We start from the raw sequence: 23409 nt of genomic DNA on the forward strand, positions 1-23409 counted from the left end.
AACACCTTTTTGTATAACATCTTGCCCACCCCGACCCTCTTCCGATCTCCTAGGTTGAGGTCGCCAGTTCGAACCTGGTCGTCCGCTCAGCAGTCGAAGGCCCCGGTCCAGTGGACGGGGGCCTTCGACGTGTTCCCATTCCATCGGCTCCATCGGCGTCTGACATTTGTCATGTGCGCTGATGACACCACGCACTGTCCGCCCCTCCCCCCGGCCGGGATGCTGAAGGCATGGAAACCAACGAACACGAACACGTGATTGAGGTCACTGACCTGCGGCGTGTGTACGGGGGCGGGTTCGAGGCGGTGCGCGGGGTGTCCTTCTCCGTGGGCCGTGGGGAGATCTTCGCCCTGCTCGGCACGAACGGCGCGGGCAAGACGTCCACGGTCGAGCTGCTGGAGGGGCTCGCGCCACCGGCCGGGGGACGCGTGCGGGTGCTGGGCCATGATCCGTACGCCGAGCGGGCCGTCGTACGGCCGCGCACCGGTGTGATGCTCCAGGAGGGCGGCTTTCCGTCCGACCTGACCGTCGGCGAGACCGCGCGGATGTGGGCCGGGTGCACGAGCGGGGCGCGGCCCGAGGCGGAGGCGCTCGCGCTCGTCGGACTGGAGCGGCGGACCGGCGTACGCGTGAAGCAGCTGTCCGGGGGTGAACGGCGGCGCCTCGACCTCGCGCTCGCCCTTCTCGGCAACCCCGAGGTGCTGTTCCTCGACGAACCGACGACCGGCCTCGACGCCGAAGGGCGCCGCGACACCTGGGAGTTGGTACGGGAACTGCGCGCCGGCGGTACGACCGTACTGCTCACCACGCACTACCTGGAGGAGGCCGAGGATCTCGCCGACCGGCTCGCCATCCTCCACGACGGGCGCATCGCCGCCGCCGGTACGCCCGCCGAGGTGACCGCCTCGCAGCCGTCCCGGATCTCCTTCGAGCTGCCGAACGGGTACTTCGTGGGGGACCTGCCGCCGCTCGACTCGCTCGGCGTGAGCGGGTATGAGGAGGAGGGGCGCGTCGTCCGGCTGCGGACCCATCAACTCCAGCGCGCGGCAACGCGGTTGCTGGTCTGGGCCGAGGGGGCCGGGGTCGAGCTGCGGGGGCTGGACGTGCGGTCGGCCTCGCTGGAGGAGGCGTTCCTGCGGATCGCGCGGGAGGCGTCGGCAGGGTCGACGGAGGCAGCAGGTTCTGTTGTGGCTGAGGAGCGTGTCGCGTGAGTGCGGTTGTCGGTACGGGAAGCACGGGTAGTACGGGTACTGGTCGCACGGGTACTGGTAGTACGACCACTCCCGCCGGGCGGATGCGGGCCCTGGCGCAGGCCGAGTTGACGTTGTTCCTGCGGAACAAGGGGATGCTCGTCACGGCCCTGCTGGTGCCGCTGGTGCTGCCGTTCAGCGTGCGGTCGGGCACCCAGGACATGGACCTGAAAGAGGTCGGGCTCAACATCGGGACGGTCATGCTGCCCGCCTCGGTCGGCTTCTCGCTCCTCTTCGCCGTGTACGCGGGCCTCGTCGGCGTCTACACCGCCCGGCGCGAGGAACTCGTCCTCAAACGGCTGCGCACCGGCGAGCTGCGCGACGTCGAGATACTCACCGGGGCGGCGCTCCCGGCGGCCACGACAGGCTTCGTACAGAGTGTGCTGCTGGCCATCGGCTGCGCCGTCCTGCTCGACCTCGACGCGCCGTCCGCGCCCCAACTCGCCGTCATCGGGCTGCTGTTGGGACTGGCGACGTGTGTGGCGCTGGCCGCGCTCACCGCCGCCCTCAGCCGGACCACCGAGAGCGCGCAGGTCACTTCGCTGCCGTTGATGCTCGTCTCGTTCCTCGGCTCCGGGATCACCGTCCCGCTGGAGGTGCTGCCCGACCGGGTCGCGTCCTTCTGCGAACTCCTCCCGCTGACACCGGCGATCACGCTCGTACGCGGCGCCTGGACCGGTGACCTGTCGGCGTACGAGGTCCTGGGCGCCGTACTGACCGGCCTGGCCTGGACCGTGCTGTCGGTGTTTGCTGTACGACGGTGGTTCCGCTGGGAACCACGGCGCTGACGGGGACGGGGGCAGGGGAAATGCGCAGGCCCGGGAGCTGGTGGGGGCGCAAGAGCACGCCGGCGAAAGTGGAGACGTACACCCGCTGGACCTTCCATATGATCGCCCTCGTCGAGATCACCGCGATCGGGCTGCCCGTGCTGGGGCTGCTGGACGTGCGGCTCGCGCTGTGGCTGTCGCTGGTGGTGTGCGGGCACGCCGTGCTGGGCGCGGTGACCGCCTCCCGGGCGCTGGACTGGATCTGCGGGACCCGGGAGCAGCCCGTACGGCTGATGGTCGCGCTCGGCATCGTCACCGTACTGATCGGTGTCGGTGCCCTCGTCCTGGTCACGCACGGGCCGGGCGGCGACGACCTGGAGACCGGCGCGGCCTCGCTGTTCATCGGGGTGGTGTCCTTCGGCGCGGGTGGCATCTCCCTCGGAATGCGCGGCCGGATGCGGATGCTGGTGATGGTGGCCTGCCTGGCCGTGGGCTCGGCCGCCGTGTCGTTCCTGCTGGGTCGCCCGGCGGGCGAGTCCGTCGGCACGGGCGTCGCGGTGCTGTTCAGCGCCGGGTTCATCGCGTTCACCTGCGCCCTCTCCGTCTGGCTGCTCAAGGTCGTGTACGAACTCGACGAGGCCCGCGAGACCCGCACCCGGCTCGCCGTCGCCGAGGAACGGCTGCGGTTCGGGCGCGATCTGCACGACGTGATGGGGCGCAACCTCGCGGTGATCGCCCTCAAGAGCGAGCTGGCGGTGCAGCTCGCCCGACGCGAACGGCCCGAGGCCGTCGACCAGATGATCGAGGTGCAGCGCATCGCACGCGAGTCGCAGCGGGAGGTACGGGATGTCGTACGGGGGTACCGCGAGGCCGACCTCGGTGCGGAACTCCTGGGCGCGCGGGGCGTGTTGACCGCCGCGGGGATCTCCTGCGAGGTGACCGGCGAGGCGGTCGGGCTGCCGGCCGAGGTGCAGTCGGCGCTCGGGTGGGTGGTCCGGGAGGCGACCACCAATGTGCTGCGGCACGGGGATGCCGGGTGGTGCGGGGTTCGGGTGCGAGTGGGGGACGGGTGCGTGGTGCTGACCGTGGAGAACGACGGGGTCACCGACGGCGGCAGGGAGTCCGGCGAGGGCTCCGGGGCGCAGTCGGGGGCGGGGGTGGGCTCGGGGTCGGGGCTTGTCGGGCTGCGGGAGCGGTTGACTGCCGTTGGGGGGCGGCTGGAGGCGGGGGTTGTGGGGGAGGGCCGGGATGCGGGTTCGGGTGCGGGTGCAGGTGCAGGTGAGGGGCAGGGGCGGTTTCGGGTGGTCGCTACTGTGCCTTTGCCTGCGGGGTCGGGGGCTGGATCGGGGACTGATTCGGGGGCCGGTTCGGGGGCGGGCTCCGGATCAGGGGCCGGGTCTGGATCGGGTCCTGATGCGGGAGCCGGATCAAGGGCCGCTGCGGGGGCCGCTTCGGGGGCGGGGACTGGTTCAGGTGCGGGGTCTGGATCGGGTCCGGGTGCTGGGTCCGGTGCTGGGTTTGTTGTGAGTGAGGTCTCTTCATGAGTGGGGTGCGGCTGCTGCTCGCCGACGATGAGCACCTCATCCGGGGTGCGCTGGCCGCGCTGCTCGCTCTGGAGGACGATCTCGTGGTCGTCGCCGAGGCCGCGACCGGGCCCGAGGCGCTGGCCATGGCCCGGGCGCACCGGCCGGACGTGGCCGTGCTCGATCTTGAGATGCCGGGCGCGGACGGTGTGAAGGTCGCCACATCGCTGCGGGCCGAACTGCCGGAGTGCCGGGTGCTGATCGTGACCAGCCATGGCCGGCCCGGGCATCTGAAGCGGGCGCTTGAGGCGGGTGTGCGGGGGTTCGTCCCCAAGACGGTCAGCGCGCAGCGGCTCGCCGAGATCATCCGTACCGTGCACGCCGGAAACCGTTACGTCGACCCCGAGTTGGCCGCCGACGCGATCTCCGCCGGGGACTCGCCGCTGACCGCGCGCGAGGCCGAGGTCCTCGAACTCGCCGCCGACGGTGCGCCGGTCGCGGAGATCGCGGAACGGGCCGCGCTGTCGCAGGGGACCGTACGGAACTATCTGTCGTCGGCCGTTTCCAAACTCGGGGCGGAGAACCGGCATGCGGCGGTGCGGCTCGCCCGGCGTCGGGGTTGGGTATAGTTGCTCTCGCGCCACGGCACGTACGGCAGGTTCGTACGACAGTGTGCGGGACGCGATGCGGACGTAGCTCAGTTGGTAGAGCGCAACCTTGCCAAGGTTGAGGTCGCCAGTTCGAACCTGGTCGTCCGCTCAGCAGTCGAAGGCCCCGGTCCAGTGGACCGGGGCCTTCGTCGTGCGCTACGTCCAGCTGACTCCGGTCAGGCGTTCGTACGCCTCGATGTACTTCGCGCGGGTCGCGTCCGTGACCTCCTGCGGGAGCGGCGGCGGGGGCTGCTCGCTGGCGCGGACCCAGCCGGACTCGGCGGACGTGAGCCAGTCCCGTACGAACTGCTTGTCGAACGAGGGCTGGGCGTGGCCCGGCTCCCACTCGTCGGCCGGCCAGAAGCGGGACGAGTCCGGGGTGAGGACCTCGTCGGCCAGGATCAGGGTCTCGCCGGCCGCCGTGGTCTCGTATCCGAACTCGAACTTCGTGTCCGCCAGGATGATGCCCCGGTCGCGGGCGATGTCGCGGGCGCGGGAGTAGACGGCGAGGGTCGCCTGGCGCAGCTCGGCGGCGGACTCGGCGCCGACCTGGCGGGCGACCTCCTCGTACGACACGTTCTCGTCGTGCTCGCCGACCGCCGCCTTGGTGGCCGGGGTGAAGATCGGGGCGGGGAGTTCCGAGCCGTCGGCCAGGCCCTCGGGGAGGGCCAGGCCGCAGACCGTACGGGACGCGTTGTACTCGGTGAGGCCGGAGCCGGTGAGGTAGCCGCGGGCCACGCACTCCACCGGCATCATGCGCAGGGACTTGCAGATCAGGGTGCGGCCCGCCCAGTCGGCGGGGGCGCCCGGCGGGAGTTCGGTGCTCAGGACGTGGTTGGGGGCCAGGTCCGCGAGCTGGTCGAACCACCAGAGCGAGAGCTGGGTGAGGACGCGGCCCTTGTCGGGGATCTCCGTCCGCAGCACCCAGTCGAAGGCGGAGATACGGTCGCTGGCGACCATCACGAGGTCGCCCGCCTCGTTCTGGTACAGGTCGCGCACCTTGCCGGTGTGCAGATGCACCAGACCCGGAACCTGAAGGGGCTCGGGCTTTTCTACGAATCCGGACACGGTTCCTCCCCGTGGTGATGTCCAAGTGGGTCGATTCTCCCGTATGCGGAGAGTCCGTCGACGCCAGGGGTTGGGAGGCCGGGTCTCAGTCTCGTTTGCAGATGCGGTCCAGGAGGTTTGCGGTGGCCCGCTGGACACGGGCGTCCACGTGGCCGGGGCGGTCCAGGGACGGGGACCACGCGAACGTTCCGGACGCGAAGACCAGGGAGCCGGAGGGGGCCCGGTAGAGGGAGGTCTCCTGGTGGCGGAGGGCGCCTTCGCTGTCGGCGTACGGGGAGTGGGCGAGGAGGATGCGGTCCTCGTGCTCGGGGAGCTGGGTGCGCGGGAAGTAGCGGTCGGCCTCGCCGGCGACCATGCCCTCGATCTGGTCGCCGTCGTGGGCGCCGGTCGCCTCCCACATCCAGTGGTCGGCGTTGCGCACGACCAGGGGGGTGGGCTCGGGGACCCGGCCCGCGTACTGGATGCCGATCAACTGCTGCTCGGGCCGGTCGATTTCGCGCCAGAGGGCAGGCTTCCCGGGCCCGCGGCGCTTTCGGCAGGTGAGGAGGCGGTCCGCGACGCCGGAGGGGGACGGGCCCAGCTCCACCTGCCAGTACATGGTGTTGGCGGAGAGGAAGACGAGGGACGTGCCGTTCTCCCGGGCGAGTTCGGTGGTGCGGCGCATCGCCGAGGACCAGTACTCGTCGTGGCCCGGGAAGACCAGGCCCCGGTAGCGGGTGGGGTCGACCCGGCCGGCGTGCAGGTCGCGGGCGTCGGCGTAGGCGAGGTCGTAGCCGTAGCGCTCGGCGAAGCGGATGAAGTCGTAGGCGTGGCCGACGTGGAGGGGGAGGCCGGCACCGGCGTACGGACGGTCGAAGGAGACGGTGGTCGCGGCGTCGGCCTCACCGAGGAGTCGGCCCTCCTCGTCCCAGGCGTGGTAGAGGCTCGCGCCGGTGTGGCCGTCCTCCGGGTAGAGGTTGTACGCCTGCCAGGTGATGTCGGGCAGGAGGAGCAGCAGGTCCGCGGGGTGGTTGTCGCGGACGGTGAAGGGGATGTGGGAGCGGTAGCCGTCGACGGTGGTGAGTACGGCGACGTACGCCCCGATGTTCCAGTACGACGGGATCTGCAGGCGCCAGGAGAGCCACCAGTGGTGGCAGGAGACGGTGCGGTCGGCGGTGAGGGGCGGGGGCTGGACGATGCCGGAGAGGCGGGGGCTGGTGGTGATCTTCGCTGCGCCGTCGCCGCCGTAGTGGCCGATGCGGTAGATGTCCACGGCGAACTCTTGGGGCGGGTCGACGGTGATGTGGAAGTCGATGGCCTCGCCGGGGGCCGCCGGGCCGGTGGAGGCGAAGCCCTTGATCTGACGGCGTACGTCGTCGGCGGCTCGGGGGCCGCCGGTGGGGCGGGGGGTGGTGCGGGGGGTACCGGGGGTACGTGGGGTGGGGATTCTGGCGGTGGTGCCTGTGGCGGTGGGGCTGGGGGTGGGGTCTAAGGGGTCCACGTACCAGGGGACTACGTGGCCCGTGTCGTCGAAGTAGGTCTCGCTGCCTCGGAGCCAGGGGACGGGGCCCAGGCCGAAGGGGTCCGTGACGGCGTGCGCGAGTGCTCCCGACTCCCAGCGGCGGATCGGCTGCGACCCCATGACTGCTTCCCTCCCTGGCTCCCCCGTCAGGTGTGTGCGTGCGTCTTGCGTCTCGCGGTGCTGTGTCCCGCGGTGCTGTTCCCCGTGGTGCTGTTCCCCGCTGTCTTATGTCCCGAGCGATTGCCATGTGCGCGATCGGTCCCAGCACATCACATTACGCACGCAGTCCGTCACCGTTCGTCGCTAATTGACCAGAAGCGGAAGGGTGGAATCCGACCGGTTTTTCCTTCGCCCCCGCCGCCCCTGGGGGCTGCGCCCCCAGACCCCCGCTACGGCCCTGAACGGGCCTTGTCCTCAAACGCCGGACGGGCTGAGTCAGTCAGCCCGTCCGGCGTTTGAGGACAAGCGCGTTCAGCGCGATAACGGGGGTTCGGGGGCGGAGCCCCCGAGGATGGGACGGGTAGGGGCGGCGGGGGCGAGAAAAACCCGCCCTCAGCCCCGCGTCAACCCCAACAACTCCCGCGCCGGCCCCGTCGGCCGATGCCCCACCGGCCACACCGCCCGCAACTCCCGATCCAACCGCACCCCCGCCAACGGCACACACACCAACCTCCGCGTCGACAACTCCTCCCCCACCGCCAGTTCACTCAACACCGCCGGCCCCGCCCCACCCACCGCGGACGCCTTCACCGCGGTCGTCGACGACAGCTCGATCAGCGGACGCGCCAACCCACCCAGCGCCGTATCCAGCACCTGCCGAGTCCCCGACCCCTCCTCCCGCAGGATCAACGGCGTCACCGCCAACTCCTCCGCCCCCACCGGCTTCCGCCGCCGCGCCCACGGATGCCCGGGCGCCGTCACCACGATCAGCCGATCCTTCGCGACGACCGCCGAGTCCAGCCCGCTCGGCACGCCCGTCCCCTCGACGAAGCCGAGGTCCGCCTCGTCCGCCAGGACCCGCTCGGCCACCGTCGCGGAGTTCCCGGCGAGCAGCGACACCGCCGTCTCGGGGCGGAGAGCCCGTAGCGCGAGCAGCCAGCCCGGCAGCAGGTACTCGGCGATCGTCATGCTCGCCGCCACCCGCAGCCGGGAGTCGCGTCGCACCCGCAGGGCCTGCGCGCCGGCGTCGAACGCCTCCGCCGCCTCCACGACCCGCCGGGCCCAGTCGGTGACGAGCACACCCGCGTCCGTCAGTCGGGATCCGCGCGGCGACCGGTCCACGAGGGCCAGGCCCAGCTGCCGCTCCATCGACCGGATACGGCTGCTGGCGGCAGGCTGAGTGACGCCCAGCTCCTGCGCCGCCCGCCCGAGACTCCCCAGCCGGGCCACCGCCAGCAGCAGCTCCATCGCGCCGAGATCCGGGACCCGGTGCGCGACCCCCGTCGACCGCGCGGCCCTGCCCTCCGCCCTGCCCTCCACATCACCCATAGATCCAGCTTATGTCCTCATTCACCGGAACCACCTGGTGACGATCCCCACCCCGCGCGACCGTGAGGACATGGCCACCGCAGCCCCCGCCACCTTCGCTCACCCCCACACCCACCCCCACACCCAGGCCCTTCGCCCCCTCCCCCTCGGCGCCCTCCGCCACCTCGGCCCCAACTGGTACGCCCCCGTCATGGGCACCGCCATCGTGGGCACGGCGGGCGCCGGTCTCCCCGGCGCGGACGGCATCCCGGGACTGCGTACCGCCTGCACGGCCGTCTGGGCCCTCTCCCTCGCCCTCCTGCTCGCGCTGCTCTGCGCCCGCGCCCTGCACTGGACCCACCACCACGACCAGGCCCGCGCCCACCTCCTCGACCCGGCGACGGCACCCTTCTACGGCTGTCTCGCCATGGCCCTGACGGCTGTCGGCGGCGGCGCCCTCGTCGTCGGGCGGGACTGGATCGGCCTCCCCGCCGCCCTCGCCCTGGACGCGGTCCTGTTCACCGCCGGGACGGTCGTCGGGCTCGTGGCCGCCGTCGCCGTCCCGTACCTCCTGGTCGTACGCGGCGGGGCCCCCAGCCCCGTATGGCTGCTCCCTGTCGTCGCGCCCATGGTGTCCGCGGCACTCGGTCCGCTGCTCGTCCCCCATCTCCCGCCGGGGCAGGAGCAGCAGGCGCTGCTGTTCGGCTGCCTGGCCATGTTCGGGCTGAGTCTGCTCGCGACCCTGGTGATGCTGCCGCTCGTCCTCGCCCGTCTCGTGTCGACGACCGCCCCGCTTCCGCTCGTCCTCACCCCGACCCTGTTCCTGGCCCTGGGCCCGCTCGGCCAGTCCACCACCGCCGCCGGCAACGTCGCCGACCTCGCCCCCGGCGTCGTACCCGTCCCGCATGCCATCGCCGCGGCCGTCGCCGTCCTCTACGGCGTCCCCGTCATGGGCTTCGCCCTGCTGTGGCTCGCGTTCGCCGGTGCGCTGGTGGTGCGCGCCCGGCGCCGGGGCATGGGCTTCGCGATGACGTGGTGGGCCTTCACCTTCCCGGTGGGGACCTGTGTCACCGGCGCGGCAAGTCTCGGCCGGCACACCGGGCTCGCGGCCTTCGACGTGCTCGCCGTCGCCCTGTACGTCCTGCTCGTCACCGCCTGGGGCGGCGCCGCCGTCCGTACCGTCCGGGGGCTGGTCAGCGGTGAGCTGCTCGCAGGGCCTCGCCCAGCACCTGTGGCGCCTCGGCCAGCGACGGCCCGTACCAGGTGAGATGGCGCCCGCTGACGAGCGCGCAGGGCACCCCCTCGAAGGCCTCGGGCCCGTCCTCGGCCGTGAAGCGGTACGGCTCGTCCGGCAGTACGACCATCCCGGGCGCGGCAGCGGCCACCAACTCCTCGATCGGTATGCGCGGATAGCGTTCGGCGTGGTCCGCGTACGCGTTGTCGACCCCCAGCCGCGCCAGCACGTCACCGGCGAAGGTGTCCCGCCCGAGGACCATCCAAGGGCGCCGCCAGATCGGCACGACAGCGGTCGTACGGCCCTCCCCGGCCGTCGGCCACCAGCGCTCCGGTGCCGACCACGCCGTCTCCGCCTCGTCCAGCCACCGGGGCCGCGCGCTCGCCCCGCACGCCGTCACCACCCGCTCCAGTTCCCGGAAGGCCTGCGGCACGTCCCGTACCTCCGTGAGGAGCACCTCGATGCCCGCCGCGCGCAGGGCGGCGAGGTCCGGTTCACGGTTCTCCTCCTCGTTGGCGACGACCAGGTCGGGGGCGAGCGCGACGATCCGCTCGACCTTGGGGTTCTTGGTGCCGCCGACGCGGACGACGCCGTCGCCGAGGTCGGCCGGATGGCTGCACCAGTCCGTGGCCCCGACAAGGACGCCGGGCACCGTGACCGCGACCGCCTCCGTCAGGGACGGCACCAGCGAGATCACCCTCATGGTCGTGTTCCCCAAGTGCTGATCAATGGATACGAGTTGACGGCGAACGCCGGGTCGTCGAGCAGCCGCAGGAATTCGTCGATGTCCGCGTCCGGTACCCCGCACTCCGCCACCAGCCGGTCTCTGACCTGGCGCACATTGACCGCGTGCAGCCGGACGCCCGCCCCGCCGCCCGGCCACGCCCCGGCCCAGGTGGCCGACGCCACGTCCGTCAGGCCCGCCGCGCGCAGGGCGCCGTACGTCCGAAGGCCCCAGCGGATGTCGGCGCCGGCGCGGGCCAGGAGGTCCATCAGGGCGTCGTGGACGGTCTCGAAGAGCGTGGCCGCCTCGGGCGAGGGCGCCGTCAGGACCGGCACCCAGGCGCAGTCGAACTCGTCGAGCACGAGCCGGCCACCGGGGCGCAGGGCGCGCACCATGCGGTCGAGGGCGGCAAGCCGGTCGGGCAGGTGGATGAGGACGAGACGGGCGTGGATCAGGTCGAAGTCGCCCTCGGGAAGGTCGTCGCGGGTGATGTCGTGGCGTACCACCCGTACGGTGCCGTGCGCCTGCGTGCCGGTCAGCCAACGGGGTTCGATGTCGGTGACGAGGACGGTGCCGTCGGGTCCCACGTGGTCGGCGAGCCAGGCGGCGACCGAGCCGCCGCCTCCGCCGACGTCGAGGCAGCGCATGCCGGGGGTGACGCCCAGGTCCGCGAGTCGCGCGAACGTCACCGGGTCGTAGCAGGTCTGGAGGGCGTCGAAACGGCCGCCCGCGTGTTCGGAGGCGTTGTCGAAGGCGTACGCAGAGGTGCCGGACATGTCGCCAGTATCTGGGCAGGGTCTGACAACAGGGACGGCAGGGGTTCCCAAACCGCCCAGAAGTGGTGCGCAGAAGGGCATTTCAGCACCGTTCACCGGAGCATCCGGACGCCTCAGCGACGGCCGTCCTGCACCGCCTCGATGTGTTCGGCCACCGCCACCACGATCACCCGGGTGTCCGGCACGGTCGCCCGCCAGCGGTGGCGCACCCCGCCCGTCAGGTACAGGGTGTCGCCGCGGCCGAGCCGGTGTGCGCGGCCCTCCGCCTCGACCTCGACGGCGCCGTCGGCGACGTACATCAACTCGTCGTTGCGGTGCTGGAATTCGCGGCCGGCGTCGTGGTCGCCGATGAACTCCATGGCGTGCAGCTGCTGGTGGCCGCGGACGAGGGAGCGCACCCGGGGCTCGTCGGGAGCGGGTTCGAGGGCGTCCGCGCGGACGACGTCGACGCTGCACGCGGGGTCGGCCGCCGCGAGGAGTTCGACTGCGGTGGTGCGCAGGGCGTCGGCGACCTTCTCCAGGGAGCTGCGGCTGGGCCGCGCCCGCTCGTTCTCGATCTGGCTCAGGAAGGGCACCGACAGGCCGCTGCGTTCGGCCACGACGGCGAGGGTCAGCTCCAGCGCCCGGCGCCGCCGCCGGACGGCCGCGCCCACCCGAAGGGGCTGTTCTTTGTGGTCGCCCATAGCTCCGGCTCCCTCCTCGGCTCGTCGTCGCGTCCCGGTTGCGTACGTCCCATCACAGCGCATCGCGCCGCGTGTTCGGTGGCTGTTCGCCGGATCGACTCCGAAGCATGCACGACGCGTTCCCTGATGAGTTCCTTGCACCCTACGCATGTTCGTCAAACCGTTTCATGCGGCCGTCACATCGGGGTCGCCCCGCGTCGGGCACGACCCTCACGGTTCGCGCCAGTGGAGGGGCCGCCCGGCCCCTCCCGGCGCCGTCCCGCGCGCGCGTGCGGCGGAGCTGACCAGGGGAACCGGCCGACTCGGCGGCCGGGCCAAGGGGATGGCATCGCGCTCCGTGGTTGTCCGGATCCTTCTCGTACGCGGAACAGCTCCGTCCGCCTCGTACGCGGAACAAGTCCGTCCGCCCGGAAACGCCGCGAGGGGTGGGCCTCACCGGAAAAACACCCGCACACGCGCGCGTGCCGTCCGGTTCGACCCACCCCTCCTGAGCGGCTCCCTCAGTTGTTCGATACCCCTTTCGCACCGGTCTTCCCCTCGGAACCGCCGGCCGGTGCCCATTTCTCGGCGAGTCCGGGGTTCGCCTTCAGCCAGGTGCGGACGGCGTCCTGCTCGCTGCCCTTGCCCGCCCGCTGGATTCCCGCCTCCAGACCGGTGAGCTGTGCCTCCGTCATGGAGAAGCTCTTCAGCCAGTCGCCGACCTCGGGGTTGTCGTCGGCGAAGCCCTTGCGGGCGAGCGTGTGCACGCCGTCGCCCTTGCCCCAGGCGCCCTTGGGGTCCTTGAGCTTCTTCAGGTCGTAGTCGCTGTACGCCCAGTGCGGCGACCAGAGGGTCACGGCGATGGGTTCCTTCTTGGCGTACGCGCGCTTGAGTTCGGCGAGCATGGCCGGGGTGGAACCGTCGACGACCTCGTACTCGCCGTCGAGGCCGTACTCCTTGAGGACCTTGTCCTTGAGGAGGCCCATCATTCCGGCGCTCGGTTCGATGCCGACGATCCGGCCCTTGAACTTGGACGACTGCCCCTCGAGGTCGGCGAGCGAGTCGACGCCCTTCACGTACGAGGGGACGGACAGCTCCAGGGAGGTGGGGCTGTACCACTTGCCCAGGTCCTCGAGCTGGTCACCGTACTTCTTCCAGTACTCGGCGTGGGTGACGGGCAGCCAGGAGTCCGTCTGGAAGTCGATCTGGCCGGTGGCCAGGCCCGTGTACAGCGGGCCGGCCGCGTACTGGGTGGTCGTGACGTCGAAGCCGCGCTCCTCCAGCAGCTCCTTCCACAGGAACGTCGTGGCGATGCCCTCGTCCCAGGGGATGTAACCAATGGTGACCTTCTTGCCCTGGCCCACGTCCGCCCCGGTGACCCGGCTGTTCTGCGAGGCGGAGCCGAAGATGCCGAGGCCGCCCGCGACGAGCGCCAGGACGAGCACACCGGCCAGCGCGATCGCCGGGCGGGGGCGGTAGTTCCAGGCCTTGGCCGTGCCCGCGGTACGGGCCTTCGCCGCGGCGCGGCGGCCCAACGGGGAGATCTGGGCGCCGAGTGCGCCGGTCATCCGGTCGAGGTAGATGGCGAGGACGACGATGCCGAGGCCCGCCTCGAAACCGAGGCCGATGTCGAGCTGGCCGATGGCCTCGTTGACGGCGCCGCCGAGGCCGCCGGTACCGACCATGCCCGCGATGACGACCATGGACAGGCCGAGCATGATGACCTGGTTGACGCCCGCCATGATCGTCGGGAGCGCCAGAGGCAACTGCACGCGCAGCAGCGTGTCCCGGGGCGGGGTGCCGAACGCCTCGGCCGCCTCGACGAGTTCGGCGTCGACCTGGCGGATGCCGAGTTCGGTCATGCGTACGCCCGGGGCGAGGGCGAAGATCAGGGTCGCGACGACACCCGCAGGGACGCCCATCCCGAAGAACAGGATCGCCGGGATCAGCAGCACCATCGACGGCATCGTCTGGAGCAGGTCCAGGACGGGGCGTACGACGGCGCTGACCGTCCGGGAGCGGGCCGCCCAGATGCCCAGCGGGATCGAGATCACCAGGGCGATCAGGGTGGCGACGAGCACCAGGGAGAGCGTCGACATGGCCTTGTCCCACAGGGCCATCGAGTCGACGAGCGCGAATCCGGCGAAGGCGAGGACGCCCGCGACCAGGCCGCGCAGCCACCAGGCGGCCACCGCGAGGATGCCTGCCAGGAGCAGCGGCTCGGGGGCGGTGAGCACCGCGTCGATGCCGTCGTACAGGCCCTCCACGACCGCCTTGATCGCGTCGAAGAGCCAGGACATGTGGCCGACGAGCCAGCTGACGCCGTCGTCGACCCAGTCGCCGAGCTGGATCCTAGGCACGGGCGGTCACCTTCCCCTCGCGCGAGTCGCGGGAGCCGGTACAGGACTCGGGGTCCCCCTGCCGGTCGCCCAGGAAGCCGACGAGGCGCTGTCGCGGTACGACGCCGACGAGTTCGCGGTCCGCGGTGAGCACGGCGACCGGGTGGGGCACGCGCGCGCTGAGGGCGCACAACTCGGCGAACGGCGTGTCGGGCGTCGCCGTCGCGCAGTCGCAGTCGGCCTCGTCGCCGTGGGTCTCCGGGTCCATGACGGCGCCCGCGGTGAGGACGCGGGAGCGGTCGACGTCCTTGGTGAAGGAGGCGACGTAGTCGTTGGCGGGACGGACGAGGATGTCCTCGGCTGTGCCGGTCTGGACGATGCGGCCGTCACGCATGACGGCGATGCGGTCGCCCAGGCGCATGGCCTCGTTGAGGTCGTGGGTGATGAACACGATGGTCTTCTTGAGGGTCTTCTGGAGTTCCAGGAGCTGGTCCTGCATGTCCCGGCGGATCAGCGGGTCGAGCGCGCTGAACGACTCGTCCATGAGCAGCAGGTCGGCGTCGGTGGCGAGCGCCCGGGCCAGGCCCACGCGCTGCTGCATACCGCCGGACAGCTCGTCGGGCCACGAGTCCTCCCACCCGGCCAGACCGCACAGGGCGAGCGCCTCGTCGGCGCGGCGATCGCGCTCGGCGCGGGGCACGCCCTGCACGCACAGGCCGTACGCGGCGTTCTCGCGGACGCTGCGGTGCGGGAAGAGCGCGAAGTGCTGGAAGACCATGCTGATCTTGCTCGCTCGTACGGCGCGCAGTTCGCGGTCGCCGAGCGCGGTCAGGTTCTGGCCCTCGAAGTTGACGTGTCCGGCCGTGGGTTCGAGCAGGCCGTTGAGCATGCGCAGCAGGGTCGACTTGCCGGAGCCGGACAGGCCCATGACGACGAAGATCTCGCCCGGTTCCACGGTGAAGGACGCGTCGATGACGGCGGCCGTGATGCCGTCGTCGCGCAGTTCGTCGCGGTCGGCTCCCTGTTCGAGCCGTTTCACCGCGTCCTCGGGTCGTCTGCCGAACACCTTGTACAGATGCTCGGCCTCAAGCCTGGATGACAAGGGTGCTCCTCGGTCGTGCACTTCGGTGGTGCTGTTCGGTGGTGCTGTTCGGTCGTGCTCTTCGGTCGTGCTCTTCGGTCGTGTCTTTCGGTTACGGCGGTTGCGTGAACAACCGGGTTTGTCCGTGACCGCGCCTGCCCCTGCCCGACGTGGGCAAACGGGCGAGTGGGCCAGTTCACAAGGCCTTCGCAGGAGCAACACCGCCCTGGAGAGCGGGCAGCCCGGGGTGACTGTCAGTGGCGTACGGCATGATGCGAGGCGTGACCGGACGACTGATGCTCCTCGACACCGCCTCGCTCTATTTCCGCGCCTATTTCGGCGTCCCGGAGTCCGTGAAGGCTCCGGACGGCACACCGGTGAACGCCGTGCGCGGGCTGCTCGAATTCATCGACCGGCTCGTCAAGGACCACCACCCCGACCACCTGGTGGCCTGCATGGACGCGGACTGGCGTCCACAGTGGCGGGTCGACCTGATCCCCTCGTACAAGGCCCACCGGGTCGCCGAGGAACGCGAGGTGGGACCGGACGAGGAGGAGGTGCCGGACACCCTGTCGCCGCAGGTGCCGATCATCGAGGCGGTGCTGGACGCGGTCGGGATCGCGCGCGTGGGCGTCGCGGGGTACGAGGCGGACGATGTCATCGGCACGTTCACCGCCCGCGCCGAGGGCCCCGTGGACATCGTCACCGGCGACCGGGACCTGTACCAGCTGGTCGACGACGCGCGCGGGAGGCGTGTCCTGTACCCGCTCAAGGGCGTGGGCACCCTGCAGCTGACGGACGAGGCCTGGCTGCGCGAGAAGTATGGCGTGGACGGGAAGGGGTACGCGGATCTGGCACTGCTGCGGGGCGACCCGAGCGACGGCCTGCCAGGGGTGCCCGGCATCGGCGAGAAGACGGCCGCGAAGCTGCTGGCCGAGTTCGGCGACCTGGCCGGGATCATGGCCGCGGTCGACGACCCGAAGGCGAAGCTGACGCCGTCGCAGCGGAAACGGCTCGACGAGTCACGGCCGTACGTCGCGGTCGCGCCCAAGGTCGTGCTGGTCGCGGGCGATGTCCCGCTGCCGGACGTCAACACGGTGGTGCCGCGTACTCCTCGCGACCCGGCGGCGCTCGACGCGCTCGCGGCCCGCTGGGGACTTGGCGGTTCACTGGAGAGATTGCTCACGACACTCGGAAGCTGAGGTACCACTTCCCCCGGAGCGAGGCACGATGTACTCGTGCCTCATGACCAGGCACGACACCCTCGCCCGGGGAGAACGGCATCCTCACCTCAGAGAACACCACTCTCTTTTGAGGAGTCTTCACGAAACAAAACACCTCGGGTGACAGGGATTTCCAAGGGGGAGATGCTAACTTAGGTAAGCCTAAGCAAAGGGAACAGGGAGGCCGTCATGGCAGAGCGCCCGGAACGCAGGGCTCCGAAGACCCACTCCGCGCAGGTCGTCCGCACCGAGCGCCTGACTCCACACATGCAACGCGTGGTCCTGGGCGGCGACGGCCTCGCCGAGTTCACGGCCGGCACCCGCACCGACCACTACGTGAAACTGCTGTTCCCGGCCGAGGGCGTCACCTATCCGGAGCCCTTCGACATGCAGCAGGTCCGTGCGGAGTTCCCGCGCGAGCAGTGGCCGGTGACCCGTACCTACACGGTGCGCGCCTGGGACCCCGAACTGCGCGAGCTGACCCTCGACTTCGTCCTGCACGGCGACGAGGGCCTGGCCGGCCCCTGGGCGATGCGCGTCCAGCCGGGCGAGACGGTCTCCTTCGGCGGCCCCGGCGGCGCGTACGGCCCCGATCCGGACGCCGACTGGCATCTGCTCGTCGGGGACGAGAGCGCGCTGCCCGCGATCGCCTGCGCCCTGGAGGCGCTGCCCGACGGCGCCAAGGCGTACGCCTTCGTGGAGGTCGCCGGCCCCGAGGAGGAGCAGAAGATCGACTCCGACGTGGAGGTCCACTGGCTGCACCGCGGCGAACGCCCCCTGGGCCAGGCCCTCGTCGAGGCCGTACGCGCCCTGGAGTTCCCCGCGGGCCGGGTACACGCGTTCGTGCACGGCGAGGCGGCCTTCGTGAAGGAGCTGCGCCGGCTGCTGCGGGTGGAGCGCGAGATCCCGCGCGAGGACCTCTCGATCTCCGGCTACTGGCGCCTCGGCCACAACGAGGACGGCTGGCAGGCATCGAAGCGGGAGTGGAACGCACAGGTGGAGGCGGAGCAGGAGGCCACCGAACCGGCGGCGCCCTGAGCTTCGGCGTCTTGAGCTAGGGCGCCTTGAGCCACGGCGTCCTGACCGGCGGCGCCCCGACCTGCGGCGTCCTGAGCTTCGGCGAGCTTTCCGGGGCCCGTGAGAACCCGGGCCCCGTCGGTCCGACCCCTGGAGAGGCCGGACCGACAACGCACCGCCCCGACTGAGCGGGTCTCCCCGGTCGGGGTGGTCGGCGGGTGGAGATCGGCTGCGCACCCCACGCCATGCCTTCGCCGAGCCCTCACCATGGCTACGCCGCGTCCCGAAGACACCGGACGGGAACGCCCCTCGGGCCAGTAACATGCCGCCGAGCCTCATCAAGTCGCCCGGTCGCCCAGTCACCCCGCCGCCCGAACACCCCGCCGCAACCGGCACGTGAGGACTTGGGCCCCGCCTCGATACGGCCACGACATCCCTGCGAAACAGCGCCTCCCTAATTTCTGTCACCCGACAGGAATTCCGCGCCGAAGGCAGGTCCCGCCGTGACCACCACCACCGCTGACTCCGACGTACGCCCCGATCCGCCGGAGCCGTCCGCCGACCGTTCCCTCGCCGAGTTCGGCTACCGCCAGGAACTGCACCGCAGCCTCGGCCGGTACGCCTCGTTCGCGGCCGGGTTCTCCTTCATCTCCGTTCTGACGACCGTCTTCCAGTTCTTCGCCTTCGGGTACGCGTTCGGCGGCCCCGTCTTCTTCTGGGCCTGGCCCGCCGTGCTGATCGGCCAGCTGCTGGTCGCCGCGTGCTTCGCGGAGCTGGCCGCGCAGTACCCGATCTCCGGCGCGATCTACCAGTGGTCGTCCCGGCTCTCCAACCTCACCTTCGGCTGGTTCGCCGGCTGGATCATGGTGATCGGGCAGATCGTGGTGGTCGCGGCGGCGGCGCTCGCACTCCAGGTCGTCATGCCCGCGATCTGGTCCGGCTTCCAGCTGGTCGGCGACGACCCGGCCCCGACCTCGGCGAGCGGCGCGGCCAACGCGGCGATCCTCGGCGTGCTCCTCCTGGCCCTGACGACGTTCGTGAACGTCATCGACAACCGCGTGATGTCGCTGATCAACCGGGTCGGCGTGACCGCGGAGATCATCGGCGCGGTCCTGATCATCGTGCTGTTGCTGACCCACTCCGAGCGCACTCCGGGCATCACCTTCCACACCGGAACAGCCCTGGAATCGGGCCTGTTCGGGGCGCTGCTGGTGGGCTCGTTCACGGCGGCGTACGTGATGATCGGGTTCGACAGCGCGGGTGAGATGAGCGAGGAGACGCACAATCCCCGGCGTACCGCGCCGCGCACGATCCTCACCGCGCTCGCCTCGGCGGGCCTGCTGGGCGGTCTGATCATCCTCGCCGGCCTGCTCGCCGCACCGAGCCTCACCGACGGCCGGCTCGGCGTCGAGGGCCTGAGCTACGTCCTGACGAGCAGCCTCGGCGACGGGGTGGGGCGTGCCCTGCTGGTCGACGTGGTGGTGGCCATCGCGGTGGCGACTCTGGCGATCCAGACATCGGCGTGCCGGATGCTGTTCTCCATGGCCCGAGACGGCCAGCTCCCCTTCTCGGCCCGCCTCGCCAAGGTCAACGCGCGCACGGGCATGCCGAGCGCCCCGGCCCTGGTCGTCGGCGTCCTGGCGGCGGCCCTGCTCCTCCTCAACTTCGCGTCCCCGGAGGCGTTCCTGGCCATCGGCACGACGTGCATCGTGATGCTGTACCTGGCGTACGCGATGGTGACGGGCCCGCTGCTGCTACGCCGCCTGCAGGGCACCTTCACCACCACAGGCACCGACGAGACGGACAAGCCCCTCTTCTCCCTGGGCCGCTGGGGCATCCCGGTCAACGCCCTCGCCCTCCTCTACGGCCTCTTCATGACCGTCAACCTGGCCTGGCCGCGAGCGGCGGTGTACGACCCGGCGGGCGGGCACTGGTACTTCCAGTGGTTCACGGTGTTGTTCTTGGGGGTCACGGTGGGGGGTGGGGTGCTGTTCCGACTCGTGCGTGCACAACGGGTGCGCTCTGCCGGGAAACCTGCTCAGGCGCTGCGTGAACCGGCTTAACAAGCCACCGGTAGCGGCAGCGGAGAGCTGTCGGGTTCCGCGGTGAAGACCACGTTCACTTCGAGCGTCTCGCCCCTCAGACGGTGAACGGAGCTGTACCTCGGGGTGCTGTGCGTCCACAGCGCCAGCCCGGCAAGCATGTGATGGAGCGCGTCGAACCACCATCCGATTCCTGTTCGACGACGGGCGCGCTCCTCGACGTGGAGGAAGCGAGCAAGGAGATCCTCGTGGAGTCGTGCAGCCTCTGCGGCACCATCGACCCACGAGAGATCTCGCTCGTGCGCGATCGAGAAGACGGCATTGAGCCAGCTGTCGTTCATGTCCTTGGTGATGCCGTGAAGGTCGTTGTCGAGGATGTGCAGGACGCGGACCAGCTGCCAGATCTCCCGGATGCAGGGATCGGAGAAGAAGTCGACCGGTAATTCACGCCCCTGCGTGTACTCGATAAGGTCGATCCAGTTGTCTATCCCCACCGAATAGGAACGGACGGGGAAGTACTCGTGCGGCCGAGGTGGCTGCCCCTTGCGGGCACGTGCACTTAGATCCGCCTCGTCCTCTACGGAATACATCCATGCCTCGAAGTGGCCGGAGAACCGCTTGCGCCACTGCGGACTCATGGTGTGCTTGAACTCCTGCCCCAATTCCCACCAGGCACTCAGGAAAGGATCTCCCTCGAACGCCTCCTGCTCCAGCTCTCCGACCAGGGCCGGACCGGCCTTGGTCTCACGACCCCCCGTTCCCACACCTTCGGCCGGATCATCGAAGGCGAACCAGAGCCCGAGGAACTTGCTGATCGTATTCAGCTGGGGGCCCGTGGCCGAAGGGTAGGAGTTGGCGCAGTTACGAGCTACCTCAGCCCGTTCGAGCACGCTAGAGTATTGGGACGATATGAGCCCGCGGCCGGTGAGCCACGACATCATGACGCGCTCCGCCCCCTGATACCGGTCAGGGGAGGAGGACTCCGCGCCGGCACACCACGATCGTGGATACGTTGTCGTTATTGCGCGCTTGTTCACAGTGCTCCTTAACCGATAGAAGGCTCGGGATGGCATGTGGGACGGCGTTCCCTTTGTTGCGCGGGAATTGAGGAAGGGCTGTTACCGGCATCGAGACGGTCACCCTGACCTGACGCATGTCGGGAGAGAAGCGGGTCGTAGAACTGCGGCTGTGTGAAGGAAGGGATGACGCACCTCCTGCACTCCTCGATCAGGGCGCGGATTGCTCGGCCGACGTCAAAGCGTGCTCCATACCCTTGTCGACGGCATCGCCTCCCGGACAATCGCGACAACTTCGCCTTCCTCGAAGACGCAGTCACGTTCCTGACCGGCCCGACACCGTGATCACTGCCCCGCCCCGGGCCGACTCGACACCCAAATGTAATCGAACAGGCGACGTAGGCCCAGATAGCATCCACGGTGACGGAGGCGTACGCCCTCCGGGAAGGGCGCACAACGGGAGCGCTCGAAGCACCGTTCGTCTGCTCCCAGGCCTGTGAAAGCGCCCTGTGACCAGTGGTGTCGGCATGCTCTTCAGCCAAGGCGTTCTGTTACGACGTTCACGATGCTTGCTGCTCGTACGCTTGATCGTGATGAGACGCCGCACTCCGCCCCCGCCCTCTCCCCTGCCGCAGCGCAACGGGGTGGATCCCGTGCGCGTGCGGTTGCCGGCCGGGGATGCGTGGGCGACCGTACGGGATCATCTCGTGGCCCGCCTCGCGGCCGGCGACGAGGTGATCGACGAGATGCTGGACGCCGGAAGGATCGTGGACGCCGCCGGGCGTCCGGTGCTGCGGAACACGGCATACGCGCCGGGGATGTTCGTCTGGTTCCACCGGGAGCTGCCCGACGAGGAGCGGGTGCCGTTCGCGGTCGATGTCGTCCACCGGGACGAGCATGTGGTGGTGGCCGACAAGCCGCACTTCCTGGCCACCACCCCGCGCGGCAGCCATGTCGCCGAGACCGCCCTGGCCCGGCTGCGGCGCCAGCTGGGCGTCCCGACACTGAGCCCGGCGCACCGGCTGGACCGGCTCACGGCCGGACTGCTGCTGTTCACCGTGCGGCCCCAGGAGCGCGGCGCGTACCAGTCGCTCTTCCGCGACAGACAGGTGGCGAAGGAGTACGAGGCGGTGGCCCCGTACGACCCCGCGCTGGCCCTGCCGCGCACCGTGCGCAGCCGGATCGTCAAGGAGCGCGGGGTCCTGGCTGCCCGCGAGGTCGAGGGCGAGCCCAACGCCGAAAGCGGGGTCGAGCTGCTGGAGCACCGGAACGGGCTCGCCCGGTACCGGTTGACACCGCGTACCGGGCAGACACACCAACTGCGGGTGCACATGAGCGCGTTGGGGGTGCCGATCCTCGGCGATCCCCTCTATCCCGTGGTGACCGGCCCCGTGGCGGCAGGTGACTTCCGGCGTCCGCTCCAACTGCTGGCGCGGGTCCTGGAGTTCACCGATCCGGTCACGGGGCGCGAGCACCGGTTCGTCAGCCCGCGGGTGCTGCGAGCGTGGTCGTCGTACGACGAGTGGGCCGGGTAGCCCCGGTGCCCGGTCTGCTCAGTTGCCGCGCCACCACTGCAGGAGGCGCCTGAACACCCCCGGCCGTCCCACCGGTTCGGGCGTCGCCTCCGGCGTCGGAGCAGTGGGCTCCGAAACGGTGGGCTGCGGAGCTGCGGCTTGTGGCTCCGCCATGCCGACCTGCCAGTTCTTGGAGCGCTGCGACGGCACAGGATTGATGGACGGGAGCTGTGTGACGTCCTGCTGGACCTTCGGCACAAACTTCACCGGCAGTTCCACCAGGTGCCGGTTCGAGATGGACTCCTGCCAACGCAGCTCGTCCTCCTCGCAGGCGAGCTGGATGTCCGGAATGCGGGTCAGCAGCGCGTCGACACCGACGTCGGCGACGGCGCGGCCGATGTCCTGGCCCGGGCATTCGTGAGGGCCGCCACCGAAGGCCAGGTGGGAGCGGTTGCCCTGCATGTTGGCCTTGAGGTCGGGACGGACGCGCGGGTCCACATTGCCCGGCGCGATGCCGAAGAGGAGGCCGTCGCCCTTCCTGATGCGCTGGCCGCCCAGCTCGGTCTCCTGCTTGGCGATGTAGGGGATGATCGTGCTGAACGGCGGCTCGTCCCACAGGGACTGCTCGACCGCTTGGGGCACCGTCATCTGGCCACCGTTGAGCTGGGCTCGGAAGCCGGGGTTCGTGAGCACCACCCGCAGTACGTTGGCGAGGAGGTTCACCGTGGCCTCGTACGCGGCGATCATGACGACGCGCAGGTGCTGGCCGACCTCCTCGTCGGTGAGCTTCGCCGGATGGTTGATGAGATGGCTGGTGAAGTCGTCCTCGGGTTCGGCCCGGCGGCGAGCGGTGAGCCGCATCAGGATGTCCATGAGGTACGCGTTGCTGGCGATGGCGGTCTCAGTGCCCTTGGGCAGGTCGCGGGTGGCCTCCACGATCCGGTCGTTGTATTCGTCCGGCATACCGAAGATCTCGCAGAGCACCGCCATCGGCAGGTGTTCGCAGAACTGGCTGACCAGGTCGGCCCTGCCCTCCTCGCAGAACTTGTTGACGAGAAGCTGGGTCGCGCGGTTGATGTGGCGGCGCAGGCCCCGGTGGTCGATGGTCGACATGGCGCCGGTGACCGCGCCGCGCAGCCGCAGGTGCTCGTCACCCTCGGCGTAGCAGCAGATGGGCTGCCAGTAGACGTGCGGCATGAGCGGGTGGTCGGGCTTCACCGTGCCGTCGTGCAGGGGGGTCCACAACCGGGTGTCCCGGCAGTACTGCGAAGGGCTGCGCACCATGTGCATGTTCTCGCCGTGACCGAGCACCACCCAGATCGGTACGTCGTCGTGGAGCAGCGCAGGCGCCACCGCGCCGTGCTCGGCCCGCAGTTTCTCGTACACGGCTCCCAGGTCCGCGGCCTCCGGGCCGTACAGCCGGCGCAGTCCGCCGGGGCCGGTGCCGTGGGCGGGGCAGCCGGGGGGTGGGCTGAGGGCGGTGTCGTCCGGGCTGGTCGGGGAGAGGGGTTCAGGCGTCATGCTGATGGCTCCGAAACTGAAGTGGATCCGGTGT

19 protein-coding genes and 1 tRNA gene are annotated in these 23409 nt (G+C 70.5%); 10 read left to right on the forward strand and 10 right to left on the reverse strand.

The annotated features are described in order from the left end of the window. Nucleotides 1-230: 230 nt before the first annotated feature. The 5 genes from ACWDR4_RS38725 to ACWDR4_RS38745 all read left to right on the forward strand — a co-directional run bounded on the left by ACWDR4_RS38725 (nucleotide 231) and on the right by ACWDR4_RS38745 (nucleotide 4299). Entirely contained in the window at nucleotides 231-1211 is a 981-nt protein-coding gene (locus tag ACWDR4_RS38725; RefSeq protein ID WP_450415493.1) for an ABC transporter ATP-binding protein, read from the forward strand. Nucleotides 1212-1294: 83 nt separating this feature from the next. Beyond that, nucleotides 1295-2038 (forward strand): ABC transporter permease, encoded by a 744-nt coding sequence (locus ACWDR4_RS38730; protein WP_450415560.1) that lies wholly within the window; start codon nucleotides 1295-1297, stop codon nucleotides 2036-2038. Nucleotides 2039-2058: 20 nt separating this feature from the next. After that, nucleotides 2059-3561: a histidine kinase gene (locus ACWDR4_RS38735; RefSeq protein WP_450415495.1), complete on the forward strand. Its 1503-nt coding sequence runs from the start codon at nucleotides 2059-2061 to the stop codon at nucleotides 3559-3561. Continuing rightward, nucleotides 3558-4169, forward strand: a complete 612-nt coding sequence (locus ACWDR4_RS38740) for a response regulator (protein WP_450415496.1) — start codon at nucleotides 3558-3560, stop codon at nucleotides 4167-4169. Before ACWDR4_RS38735 ends, ACWDR4_RS38740 begins: the two co-directional genes overlap by 4 nt. A gap of 57 nt (nucleotides 4170-4226) precedes the next feature. Further along, nucleotides 4227-4299: transfer RNA gene (locus ACWDR4_RS38745), tRNA-Gly, on the forward strand. Between the two features lie 47 nt (nucleotides 4300-4346). On the opposite strand, the gene ACWDR4_RS38750 is transcribed toward ACWDR4_RS38745, so the two are convergent. From ACWDR4_RS38750 to ACWDR4_RS38760, 3 genes are all read right to left on the reverse strand, one after another. Next, the gene (locus ACWDR4_RS38750; RefSeq protein ID WP_450415497.1) at nucleotides 4347-5258 is read right to left on the reverse strand and encodes a phosphoribosylaminoimidazolesuccinocarboxamide synthase; all 912 of its coding nucleotides are present in this window, start codon (nucleotides 5256-5258) and stop codon (nucleotides 4347-4349) included. Between the two features lie 85 nt (nucleotides 5259-5343). After that, nucleotides 5344-6879 carry a N,N-dimethylformamidase beta subunit family domain-containing protein gene (locus tag ACWDR4_RS38755; protein WP_450415499.1) on the reverse strand — a complete coding sequence of 512 codons (1536 nt, stop codon included), beginning with the start codon at nucleotides 6877-6879 and terminating at the stop codon, nucleotides 5344-5346. A gap of 432 nt (nucleotides 6880-7311) precedes the next feature. Further along, nucleotides 7312-8247 (reverse strand): LysR family transcriptional regulator, encoded by a 936-nt coding sequence (locus ACWDR4_RS38760; protein WP_450415501.1) that lies wholly within the window; start codon nucleotides 8245-8247, stop codon nucleotides 7312-7314. A gap of 70 nt (nucleotides 8248-8317) precedes the next feature. Here ACWDR4_RS38760 and ACWDR4_RS38765 point away from each other — a divergent pair, with 70 nt between their 5' ends. Beyond that, the gene (locus ACWDR4_RS38765) at nucleotides 8318-9493 is read left to right on the forward strand and encodes a TDT family transporter (RefSeq protein WP_450415502.1); all 1176 of its coding nucleotides are present in this window, start codon (nucleotides 8318-8320) and stop codon (nucleotides 9491-9493) included. Here ACWDR4_RS38765 and ACWDR4_RS38770 read toward each other — a convergent pair. The 5 genes from ACWDR4_RS38770 to ACWDR4_RS38790 all read right to left on the reverse strand — a co-directional run bounded on the left by ACWDR4_RS38770 (nucleotide 9420) and on the right by ACWDR4_RS38790 (nucleotide 15063). Continuing rightward, on the reverse strand, nucleotides 9420-10163 hold the full coding sequence (locus ACWDR4_RS38770) for a helical backbone metal receptor (RefSeq protein WP_450415504.1): 744 nt from the start codon (nucleotides 10161-10163) through the stop codon (nucleotides 9420-9422). The genes ACWDR4_RS38765 and ACWDR4_RS38770 overlap by 74 nt on opposite strands. Beyond that, nucleotides 10160-10960, reverse strand: coding sequence for a methyltransferase domain-containing protein (locus ACWDR4_RS38775; protein WP_450415506.1), 801 nt, complete (start codon nucleotides 10958-10960; stop codon nucleotides 10160-10162). The genes ACWDR4_RS38770 and ACWDR4_RS38775 overlap by 4 nt, the downstream gene beginning before the upstream one ends. Nucleotides 10961-11073: 113 nt before the next feature. Next, on the reverse strand, nucleotides 11074-11643 hold the full coding sequence (locus ACWDR4_RS38780; protein WP_450415508.1) for a helix-turn-helix domain-containing protein: 570 nt from the start codon (nucleotides 11641-11643) through the stop codon (nucleotides 11074-11076). 500 nt (nucleotides 11644-12143) lie between these two features. Continuing rightward, the gene (locus ACWDR4_RS38785; protein ID WP_450415510.1) at nucleotides 12144-13982 is read right to left on the reverse strand and encodes an ABC transporter permease/substrate binding protein; all 1839 of its coding nucleotides are present in this window, start codon (nucleotides 13980-13982) and stop codon (nucleotides 12144-12146) included. Then, nucleotides 13975-15063 (reverse strand): quaternary amine ABC transporter ATP-binding protein, encoded by a 1089-nt coding sequence (locus tag ACWDR4_RS38790; protein ID WP_450415512.1) that lies wholly within the window; start codon nucleotides 15061-15063, stop codon nucleotides 13975-13977. The genes ACWDR4_RS38785 and ACWDR4_RS38790 overlap by 8 nt, the downstream gene beginning before the upstream one ends. A gap of 251 nt (nucleotides 15064-15314) precedes the next feature. Between ACWDR4_RS38790 and ACWDR4_RS38795 the strand changes: the two genes are divergently transcribed. The 3 genes from ACWDR4_RS38795 to ACWDR4_RS38805 all read left to right on the forward strand — a co-directional run bounded on the left by ACWDR4_RS38795 (nucleotide 15315) and on the right by ACWDR4_RS38805 (nucleotide 19345). Then, nucleotides 15315-16244 carry a 5'-3' exonuclease gene (locus tag ACWDR4_RS38795; protein WP_450415562.1) on the forward strand — a complete coding sequence of 310 codons (930 nt, stop codon included), beginning with the start codon at nucleotides 15315-15317 and terminating at the stop codon, nucleotides 16242-16244. 210 nt (nucleotides 16245-16454) lie between these two features. Further along, nucleotides 16455-17303 carry a siderophore-interacting protein gene (locus ACWDR4_RS38800; protein WP_450415514.1) on the forward strand — a complete coding sequence of 283 codons (849 nt, stop codon included), beginning with the start codon at nucleotides 16455-16457 and terminating at the stop codon, nucleotides 17301-17303. A gap of 482 nt (nucleotides 17304-17785) precedes the next feature. After that, nucleotides 17786-19345, forward strand: coding sequence for an amino acid permease (locus ACWDR4_RS38805; RefSeq protein ID WP_450415515.1), 1560 nt, complete (start codon nucleotides 17786-17788; stop codon nucleotides 19343-19345). Here the strand turns inward: ACWDR4_RS38805 and ACWDR4_RS38810 are convergent. After that, a complete protein-coding gene (locus ACWDR4_RS38810) occupies nucleotides 19342-20265 on the reverse strand; it encodes a terpene synthase family protein (protein ID WP_450415516.1) in 924 nt (307 codons plus the stop codon). The two genes, ACWDR4_RS38805 and ACWDR4_RS38810, sit on opposite strands and share 4 nt — an antisense overlap. 668 nt (nucleotides 20266-20933) lie before the next feature. On the opposite strand from ACWDR4_RS38810, the gene ACWDR4_RS38815 reads away from it, so the two are divergent. Then, a complete protein-coding gene (locus tag ACWDR4_RS38815) occupies nucleotides 20934-21875 on the forward strand; it encodes an RluA family pseudouridine synthase (protein WP_450415517.1) in 942 nt (313 codons plus the stop codon). Between the two features lie 18 nt (nucleotides 21876-21893). Here ACWDR4_RS38815 and ACWDR4_RS38820 read toward each other — a convergent pair whose 3' ends face one another. Next, nucleotides 21894-23375, reverse strand: coding sequence for a cytochrome P450 (locus ACWDR4_RS38820; protein WP_450415518.1), 1482 nt, complete (start codon nucleotides 23373-23375; stop codon nucleotides 21894-21896). Nucleotides 23376-23409 lie beyond the last annotated feature (34 nt).

This window comes from Streptomyces sp. NPDC000878 (assembly GCF_053599695.1).

What these genes read in the sequence shown, in the direction of transcription:
- ACWDR4_RS38725 (WP_450415493.1), top strand. Translation starts at nt 231, where the DNA reads ATGGAAACCAACGAACACGAACACGTGATTGAGGTCACTGACCTGCGG.
- ACWDR4_RS38730 (WP_450415560.1), top strand. Translation starts at nt 1,295, where the DNA reads ATGCGGGCCCTGGCGCAGGCCGAGTTGACGTTGTTCCTGCGGAACAAG.
- ACWDR4_RS38735 (WP_450415495.1), top strand. Translation starts at nt 2,059, where the DNA reads ATGCGCAGGCCCGGGAGCTGGTGGGGGCGCAAGAGCACGCCGGCGAAA.
- ACWDR4_RS38740 (WP_450415496.1), top strand. Translation starts at nt 3,558, where the DNA reads ATGAGTGGGGTGCGGCTGCTGCTCGCCGACGATGAGCACCTCATCCGG.
- ACWDR4_RS38755 (WP_450415499.1), bottom strand. Translation starts at nt 6,879, where the DNA reads ATGGGGTCGCAGCCGATCCGCCGCTGGGAGTCGGGAGCACTCGCGCAC.
- ACWDR4_RS38760 (WP_450415501.1), bottom strand. Translation starts at nt 8,247, where the DNA reads ATGGGTGATGTGGAGGGCAGGGCGGAGGGCAGGGCCGCGCGGTCGACG.
- ACWDR4_RS38765 (WP_450415502.1), top strand. Translation starts at nt 8,318, where the DNA reads ATGGCCACCGCAGCCCCCGCCACCTTCGCTCACCCCCACACCCACCCC.
- ACWDR4_RS38770 (WP_450415504.1), bottom strand. Translation starts at nt 10,163, where the DNA reads ATGAGGGTGATCTCGCTGGTGCCGTCCCTGACGGAGGCGGTCGCGGTC.
- ACWDR4_RS38775 (WP_450415506.1), bottom strand. Translation starts at nt 10,960, where the DNA reads ATGTCCGGCACCTCTGCGTACGCCTTCGACAACGCCTCCGAACACGCG.
- ACWDR4_RS38780 (WP_450415508.1), bottom strand. Translation starts at nt 11,643, where the DNA reads ATGGGCGACCACAAAGAACAGCCCCTTCGGGTGGGCGCGGCCGTCCGG.
- ACWDR4_RS38795 (WP_450415562.1), top strand. Translation starts at nt 15,315, where the DNA reads ATGCGAGGCGTGACCGGACGACTGATGCTCCTCGACACCGCCTCGCTC.
- ACWDR4_RS38800 (WP_450415514.1), top strand. Translation starts at nt 16,455, where the DNA reads ATGGCAGAGCGCCCGGAACGCAGGGCTCCGAAGACCCACTCCGCGCAG.
- ACWDR4_RS38810 (WP_450415516.1), bottom strand. Translation starts at nt 20,265, where the DNA reads ATGATGTCGTGGCTCACCGGCCGCGGGCTCATATCGTCCCAATACTCT.
- ACWDR4_RS38815 (WP_450415517.1), top strand. Translation starts at nt 20,934, where the DNA reads ATGAGACGCCGCACTCCGCCCCCGCCCTCTCCCCTGCCGCAGCGCAAC.
- ACWDR4_RS38820 (WP_450415518.1), bottom strand. Translation starts at nt 23,375, where the DNA reads ATGACGCCTGAACCCCTCTCCCCGACCAGCCCGGACGACACCGCCCTC.